Raw genomic sequence first — 7,064 nt, 5'->3', positions numbered from 1 at the left:
GGATGGGCCCCACGCCGCCTCCCCGCGCGCGTCGGGGCGCGGAGTGGCGGCACACCCCACCCCGCCGAACACCCCCCCCCCACCCACCGGCGCATCCCCCATCCCCCCCCCGCCACACGATTCTGGAGCCTGCCCCCCAAGCCCTGCTAACATCGGCGTTTCGATTCAACCTGCTCGAGACCCTCAATGACCGTTCGTACGCGTATCGCCCCATCGCCCACCGGCGACCCCCATGTCGGCACGGCCTACATCGCCCTGTTCAACTATTGCTTTGCCAAACAGCATGGCGGCGAATTCATCCTGCGCATCGAAGACACCGACCAGTTGCGCTCGACCCGCGAATCCGAGCAGCAGATCTTCGACGCCCTGCGCTGGCTCGGCATCGAGTGGAGCGAGGGCCCCGACGTAGGCGGCCCACATGGTCCGTACCGGCAGAGCGAGCGGGGCGATATCTACAAGCAATACGCCCAGCAACTGGTCGACATGGGCCACGCATTCCCGTGCTTCTGCACCGCCGAAGAACTCGACCAGATGCGCGCCGAACAGACCGCTCGTGGCGAAACCCCTCGCTACGACGGCCGCGCGCTGTTGCTGTCGGCCGAGGAAGTCCAGCGCCGCCTGGCCGCCGGCGAACCCCACGTCATCCGCATGAAGGTCCCCACCGAAGGCGTCTGCGTGGTTCCCGACATGCTGCGCGGCGACGTCGAAATCCCTTGGGATCGCATGGACATGCAGGTCCTGATGAAGACCGACGGCCTGCCTACCTACTTCTTGGCCAACGTGGTCGACGACCACCTGATGGGCATCACCCACGTGCTGCGCGGCGAAGAATGGCTGCCGTCGGCGCCCAAGCTGATGAAGCTTTACGAATACTTTGGTTGGGAGCAACCGGCGCTGTGCTACATGCCGCTGCTGCGCAATCCGGACAAGAGCAAGCTGTCCAAGCGCAAGAACCCGACCTCGGTGACCTTCTACGAGCGCATGGGCTTCATGCCCGAAGCCATGCTCAACTACCTGGGCCGCATGGGCTGGTCGATGCCTGACGAACGCGAGAAGTTCTCCCTTGCCGAAATGGTCGAGCACTTCGATCTCTCCCGCGTTTCCCTGGGCGGTCCGATCTTCGATATCGAGAAGCTCTCGTGGCTCAACGGTCAGTGGTTGCGCGAGCTGCCGGTACAGGAGTTCGCCGCACGAGTGCAGCAGTGGGCGTTCAATCCCGACTACATGATGAAGATCGCGCCGCACGTGCAGGGCAGGGTAGAGACCTTCAGTCAGATCGTTCCGCTGGGCGGCTTCTTCTTCGCCGGCGGCCTGCAGCTGGATCCCCGTCTGTTCGAAAGCAAGAAGCTTTCTGCCGACCAGGTGCGGCAACTGATGCAGTTGATCCTCTGGAAGCTGGAGAGCCTGCGCCAGTGGGACAAGGAGCGCATCACTGCAACCATCCAGGCCGTGGTCGAGTCGCTCGGCCTGAAACTGCGCGACGCCATGCCTCTGATGTTTGCCGCGATCACCGGGCAAGCCAGTTCGGTGTCGGTCCTGGACGCCATGGAAATCCTCGGCCCCGACCTGACCCGCTTCCGCCTGCGCCAAGCCCTGGATCTGCTCGGCGGTGTTTCCAAGAAAGAAAACAAGGAATGGGAAAAGCTCTTGGCCGCGATCGCCTGACCCCCGACGCGGCTTGCGCCGCTGCTACAGAAGATCGCGGGCCCGGGTGCATCCGGTGCACCACGATCCCCGTAGCAGCGGCGCAAGCCGCGTCCGAACGCGCCGCGTTCTGCCAGGCACACCCCATACGCGCCGATGCACCACCATCCTGTAGCAGCGGCGCAAGCCGCGTCGCTCTTCGCCCAAACCCAGTAAAACCGGTAAGTCCCTGTAATCGCGATAAAAAACTTCGAAATAATTCTGAAAATAAGTTTGACACCCTGGCGAGGTCGTCTTAATATGCGCCCCGTCCACACAGCAACACACTGTTTGGGGCTATAGCTCAGCTGGGAGAGCGCTTGCATGGCATGCAAGAGGTCAACGGTTCGATCCCGTTTAGCTCCACCAAATTCCAGGCTTGATGTCGCAATTTGACAACGAGCCGATCAGTTCCAGACTGATCTTGGTAGAAGGTATGTCCCCTTCGTCTAGTGGCCTAGGACACCGCCCTTTCACGGCGGTAACAGGGGTTCGAGTCCCCTAGGGGACGCCAGTTGTACAGTTACAAAGAGTAAAGAATGCCGAGTGAAGTCGGTATTCCGCCGCAGGGCGATAAATTCGGGGCTATAGCTCAGCTGGGAGAGCGCTTGCATGGCATGCAAGAGGTCAACGGTTCGATCCCGTTTAGCTCCACCAATTTGCCAGAGTTCGCGTTAGCGGGCTCGACTGAAGGTTTTGCGTCCCCTTCGTCTAGTGGCCTAGGACACCGCCCTTTCACGGCGGTAACAGGGGTTCGAGTCCCCTAGGGGACGCCACGATTACCCGCTCTGCGGGACTTATAAGGCTCATTCGATTATTGAATGAGCCTTTTGTTTTTCTGCCCTCGCCATATCCGCCTGTTCCTAATTCTCCAGGAGCGCCCATGAACTGGGATCGGCCCGCCCCCTTCGTCATAGCCCTGACAGTCCAGTCCGACGACATCGACGGCCTCGGACACGCCAACAACGCCGTCTACGTCACCTGGCTCGAACGTTGTGCCTGGCAGCATTCGCAGCACCTGGGTCTGGATCTTGCGACCTATCGACGGCTCGATCGCGCCATGGCCGTCGTCCGCCATGAAATCGACTATCTCGCCAGCGCCCACGAAGGCGATGAGCTGGAATTGGGCACTTGGATCCTCGACTGGGACCGACGTCTGAAGATGACGCGCCATTTCCAATTGCGGCGTCCCCGTGACGGCGCGGTTGTGCTGAGGGCACGTACCACCTTCGTCTGCATCGAGCTGTCCAGCGGCAAGCCCAAACGCATGCCGGCCGAGTTTCTGGATGGGTATGGTCAAGCCATAGTCCTCCAATCCTAGGCTCTGTGTGAAAAGCCTTGATACTCGGTGATGCTGCGTTGAAATCAGCCTCGGAATGCTCATTTACAACCGGTAAACTCCGCTTCCTCGGCTGTTTTCGCCTTGCCTGACCTTCGTCTCAAGACTTTTCACACAGACCCTAGAGAGCCCGTCCGCGCGCGGGCTTTCTGCTAGAATCCGCTCCCTTTCACGCCCCTGTCCGAGAAACACCTCATGCAATTAGCCTTGGCGCCCATGGAAGGCTTGGTCGACGATATCCTGCGCGACGTCCTGACCCAGGTCGGCGGCATCGACTGGTGCGTTACCGAGTTCATCCGCGTCAACGAACGCGTGCTCACTGCGGCCTACTACCACAAGTTCGGCCCAGAGCTGCTGACCGATGCCAAAACACGCGCTGGCGTGCCGTTGCGTGTGCAGTTGCTGGGTTCGGACCCGGTGGCGCTCGCCGACAACGCCGCGTTCGCCTGTACTCTCGGTGCGCCAGTAATCGATCTGAATTTCGGCTGCCCGGCCAAGACGGTGAACAAGTCGCGTGGCGGGGCAGTGCTGCTCAAGGAGCCGGAACTGCTCCATCGCATCCTGCGTGAAGTGCGCGCTACGGTGCCTGCGCACATTCCCGTGACGGCCAAGATGCGCCTGGGTTTCGACACCCCCGACAGCGCCATCGAGTGCGCCACGGCACTGGCTGAAGGTGGCGCCGAGGTGTTGGTCGTGCATGCGCGGACCAAGGTCGACGGTTACAAGCCGCCGGCGCATTGGGAATGGGTCGCCAAGGTCCAGGACGTGGTGAAGGTGCCGGTCTATGCCAATGGCGACATCTGGACCGTCGCCGACTGGCAGCGCTGCCGTGAAGTCAGCGGTGCCAAGGACTTCATGCTCGGTCGTGGGCTGGTATCCAAGCCCGACCTGGCGCGGCAGATCGCCGCTGCGGAGCAGGGCATCGAGCTGCCAGACATGACCTGGGCCGAGCTGCTGCCGCTGATCCGCGAATTCTGGCGCCAGGCCCGTGCGCAGCTCACACCAAGACAGGCACCGGGCCGGCTGAAGCAGTGGCTGGCCATGCTGACCCGCACCTACCCCGAGGCGTCCGAGCTGTTCACCCTTGTGCGCCGCGAACAGGATTGTGACGCGGTCGAGCGCCTGCTGCAGCCGGGCTAGCGAGTCAGCAGGTCACAAGAAAACTCTTCGCACTGCGCAAGAAAAATTTTCCTGGAAGCTCTTGAAAGCGTTTGGCTGGTCCCTATCTATGGGTTACGCGATGCCGAATTCGGGTCGCGGAGACAATCACTCGCTGAGATTCAGGAGAAACACATGGCTACTGCATTTTCCCTTGCTCCACTGTTCCGCCACTCCGTGGGCTTCGATCGTTTCAACGATCTGTTCGAGTCTGCCGCACGCAATGAGTCGGCCAGCAGCTACCCACCCTACAACGTCGAAAAGCACGCCGATGATCAGTACCGGATCGTCATCGCCGCCGCAGGCTTCCAGGAAGAAGACCTGGAGCTGCAAGTCGAGAAGGGCGTTCTGACCGTCAGCGGTGGCAAGCGCGAGGCCGAGACCACCGGCGTGACCTACCTGCACCAAGGCATCGCCCAGCGCGCGTTCAAGCTGTCGTTCCGCCTCGCCGACCATATCGAGGTCAAGGCCGCGGCGTTGAACAACGGTTTGCTCAACATCGACCTGCTGCGTGTCGTGCCTGAAGAGGCCAAGGCCAAGCGCATCCCGATCAACGGATCTGCGCAGACCCGTCTGCAATAACGCTTGAGCTGTAGAAGAAAGGGCGCTTGGTGGAGCGCCCTTTTTTATTGCCCTTGATTTGGCAGATGTGTCAGGCGTGTCGACGCGGCTCGCTCAGCACTGGCACGCTACCGGCGGCAGGAAACAGCACCAGATGGTCGGCGGCAACCTGAATGCCCACCTCAGCGCCTGGCAGGTAATCCAGGTGACTGGGAAACACGGCTTCGAGCTGGCTGCCGGTGGGCAGCTGCAAACGATACAGGGTTGCCGCACCCTGGAAACTCTTGCCGACGATGCGCGCCTTGAGTGAGCTGTCGGGCGCATGCACGATGTCATCGGGACGCAGCAGCAGGTCGACAGCGCTGCCAGCAGGCCATGTGTAGGCGCGGTTGCCACGCAGCACGCCCAGCTCGGTGGTCACCGTCTCCGGATCCACCAACTGACCTCGAATGAAATAACCCTGGCCGATGAAACTCGCCACGAACGGCGAGGCGGGTTCGTGATACAGGTTGTACGGCGTATCCCATTGCTCCAGCCGACCCTCTTTGAACACTCCGACGTGGTCGCTGACGGCGAAGGCCTCTTCCTGATCATGGGTAACCAGGATGGCGCTGGTACCCCGGCGCTTGAGAATATCGCGCACCTCATGGCTCAGACGACGGCGCAGCTCGACGTCGAGGTTGGAGAACGGCTCGTCCAGCAACAGCAGTTGCGGCTCCGGTGCCAGAGCTCGGGCCAGCGCGACACGCTGCTGCTGGCCTCCCGACAACTCATGGGGATAGCGCGCGTCCAGCCCGCCAAGGTTGACCAGTTCGAGCATGTCGCCGATCACGTGTGCCTGCCGGGGGTGCTTGCGAATGCCGAAAGCGATGTTCTGGGCAACGGTCAGATGGGGGAACAGTGCATAGTCCTGAAAGACCATGCCGATTCGACGCTTTTCCGGAGCCAGGGTATGGCCGGGCCGGGAAATGACCTCGCCGTCGAGGGTGATCTCGCCTTCATGGACCGATTCGAAGCCGGCAATGGCGCGCAGGGTCGTGGTCTTGCCGCAACCGGAAGAGCCGAGCAGGCAGCCAATGTCGCCCGCGTTGAGGTGCAGGTTGAGGTTCTGGACTACACGCTGAGCGCCATAGCCGCACGCCAGGTTGCGCAGTTCGAGCAGCAATGCGGTGCTCATTCAGGGCGATATCCGGGAGCGACCAGAAATTCCAGCAGCGCTTTCTGTGCATGCAGGCGGTTCTCCGCCTGGTCCCAGGCCACGGCACGGGGATCGTCGAGCACATCGTGGCTGATCTCCTCGCCACGGTGGGCCGGCAGGCAGTGCATGAACAGCGCATCATCGGCCGCCATATCGAGCAGTTCGCGGGTCACCTGGAAGGGCTTGAACAGTTCAAGACGCCGTGCGGTTTCCTCTTCCTGGCCCATGGACGTCCAGACATCGGTGCTCACCAGATGGGCGCCACGCACGGCTTCGCGAGGATCGCGGACCACGCTGACGCGCTCCGGCGCCATGGCCACGAAGCGTGCGTCCGGCTCGAAACCTTCGGGGCAGGCGATGCGCAGCTGGAAATCGAACTGGATGGCCGCTTCTATATAGCTGTGGCACATGTTGTTGCCATCACCGATCCACGCCACGGTCTTGCCCTGGATGGCGCCGCGGTGTTCGAGAAACGTCTGCATGTCGGCCAGCAGCTGGCAGGGGTGCAGGTCATCGGACAGACCGTTGATCACCGGTACGCGCGAATTGGCCGCGAACTCGGTCAGTGTCTGGTGGGCGAAGGTGCGGATCATCACCGCATCGAGCATGCGCGACATGACGATGGCGCAATCGGCGATGGACTCGCCACGGCCCAGCTGCGTGTCGCGCGGGGACAGGAATATGGCCTGGCCACCGAGCTGGATCATGCCGGCTTCGAAAGACAGACGGGTGCGCGTCGACGACTTCTCGAAGATCATGCCCAGTACGCGGTTCTTCAAAGGCTCGAACAGCACGCTGCGCTGGCGCAGGTCCTTGAGCTCGATGCCTCGACGAATGATGCTGATTAGCTCTTCGGGCGTGCAATCCATAAGGGAGAGAAAGTGCCTTGCGCTCATCATTGACTACCTTTTGCCACGGACCGCAGGTGCTCGAAAACAGGTTTTTCGGAAAAACGAGTGAGACCTGCGGCGAAAGCCGCACGGGGCGACGAAATAAGGGAAGGCGCCATCCTATAAGGAACTGTCGCCTTTTACCAATAGCCGCTGAAGTTTTAACCGGCACGCACAAGTTTCCGAAGGTTTCGATCGCTGGATGTTTCTGCCGACCATCTGACGTTTCCTAAAC

Annotated in this window: 6 protein-coding genes and 4 tRNA genes; 8 read left to right on the top strand and 2 right to left on the bottom strand. The window is 61.5% G+C overall.

Annotated elements, in window-relative coordinates:
• Positions 1-186: 186 nt before the first annotated feature.
• From gltX to AC788_RS13645, 8 genes are all read left to right on the top strand, one after another.
• Positions 187-1,665, top strand: a complete 1,479-nt coding sequence (gltX, locus tag AC788_RS13680; protein WP_049861129.1) for a glutamate--tRNA ligase — start codon at positions 187-189, stop codon at positions 1,663-1,665.
• Between the two features lie 311 nt (positions 1,666-1,976).
• Positions 1,977-2,052: transfer RNA gene (locus AC788_RS13675), tRNA-Ala, on the top strand.
• Between the two features lie 69 nt (positions 2,053-2,121).
• A tRNA-Glu gene (locus AC788_RS13670) sits at positions 2,122-2,197 on the top strand.
• 67 nt (positions 2,198-2,264) lie between these two features.
• A tRNA-Ala gene (locus AC788_RS13665) sits at positions 2,265-2,340 on the top strand.
• Positions 2,341-2,383: 43 nt separating this feature from the next.
• A tRNA-Glu gene (locus tag AC788_RS13660) sits at positions 2,384-2,459 on the top strand.
• Between the two features lie 107 nt (positions 2,460-2,566).
• On the top strand, positions 2,567-3,004 hold the full coding sequence (locus AC788_RS13655; protein ID WP_049861128.1) for an acyl-CoA thioesterase: 438 nt from the start codon (positions 2,567-2,569) through the stop codon (positions 3,002-3,004).
• Positions 3,005-3,217: 213 nt separating this feature from the next.
• Entirely contained in the window at positions 3,218-4,162 is a 945-nt protein-coding gene (locus AC788_RS13650; protein ID WP_049861127.1) for a tRNA dihydrouridine synthase, read from the top strand.
• A 153-nt stretch (positions 4,163-4,315) separates the two neighbouring features.
• The gene (locus AC788_RS13645) at positions 4,316-4,762 is read left to right on the top strand and encodes an Hsp20 family protein (protein ID WP_049861126.1); all 447 of its coding nucleotides are present in this window, start codon (positions 4,316-4,318) and stop codon (positions 4,760-4,762) included.
• Positions 4,763-4,832: 70 nt separating this feature from the next.
• Here AC788_RS13645 and AC788_RS13640 read toward each other — a convergent pair whose 3' ends face one another.
• Positions 4,833-5,918, bottom strand: a complete 1,086-nt coding sequence (locus AC788_RS13640; protein WP_049861125.1) for an ABC transporter ATP-binding protein — start codon at positions 5,916-5,918, stop codon at positions 4,833-4,835.
• Positions 5,915-6,835, bottom strand: coding sequence for an ornithine carbamoyltransferase (gene argF, locus AC788_RS13635; RefSeq protein WP_049861124.1), 921 nt, complete (start codon positions 6,833-6,835; stop codon positions 5,915-5,917). The genes AC788_RS13640 and argF overlap by 4 nt, the downstream gene beginning before the upstream one ends.
• Positions 6,836-7,064 lie beyond the last annotated feature (229 nt).

It is taken from the genome of Pseudomonas sp. RIT-PI-a (genome assembly GCF_001187875.1).
In the GTDB taxonomy this organism is placed as follows: Bacteria; Pseudomonadota; Gammaproteobacteria; order Pseudomonadales; family Pseudomonadaceae; genus Aquipseudomonas; species Aquipseudomonas coleopterorum.
The sequence above is the reverse complement of the archived record's forward strand: the minus strand, read 5'-3'. Positions and strand labels throughout refer to the sequence as shown.

Bases quoted from the DNA above. Each gene is read 5' to 3' on its own strand.
- AC788_RS13650 (WP_049861127.1), top strand. From the start codon at position 3,218: ATGCAATTAGCCTTGGCGCCCATGGAAGGCTTGGTCGACGATATCCTG.
- gltX (WP_049861129.1), top strand. From the start codon at position 187: ATGACCGTTCGTACGCGTATCGCCCCATCGCCCACCGGCGACCCCCAT.
- AC788_RS13655 (WP_049861128.1), top strand. From the start codon at position 2,567: ATGAACTGGGATCGGCCCGCCCCCTTCGTCATAGCCCTGACAGTCCAG.
- argF (WP_049861124.1), bottom strand. From the start codon at position 6,835: ATGAGCGCAAGGCACTTTCTCTCCCTTATGGATTGCACGCCCGAAGAG.
- AC788_RS13640 (WP_049861125.1), bottom strand. From the start codon at position 5,918: ATGAGCACCGCATTGCTGCTCGAACTGCGCAACCTGGCGTGCGGCTAT.
- AC788_RS13645 (WP_049861126.1), top strand. From the start codon at position 4,316: ATGGCTACTGCATTTTCCCTTGCTCCACTGTTCCGCCACTCCGTGGGC.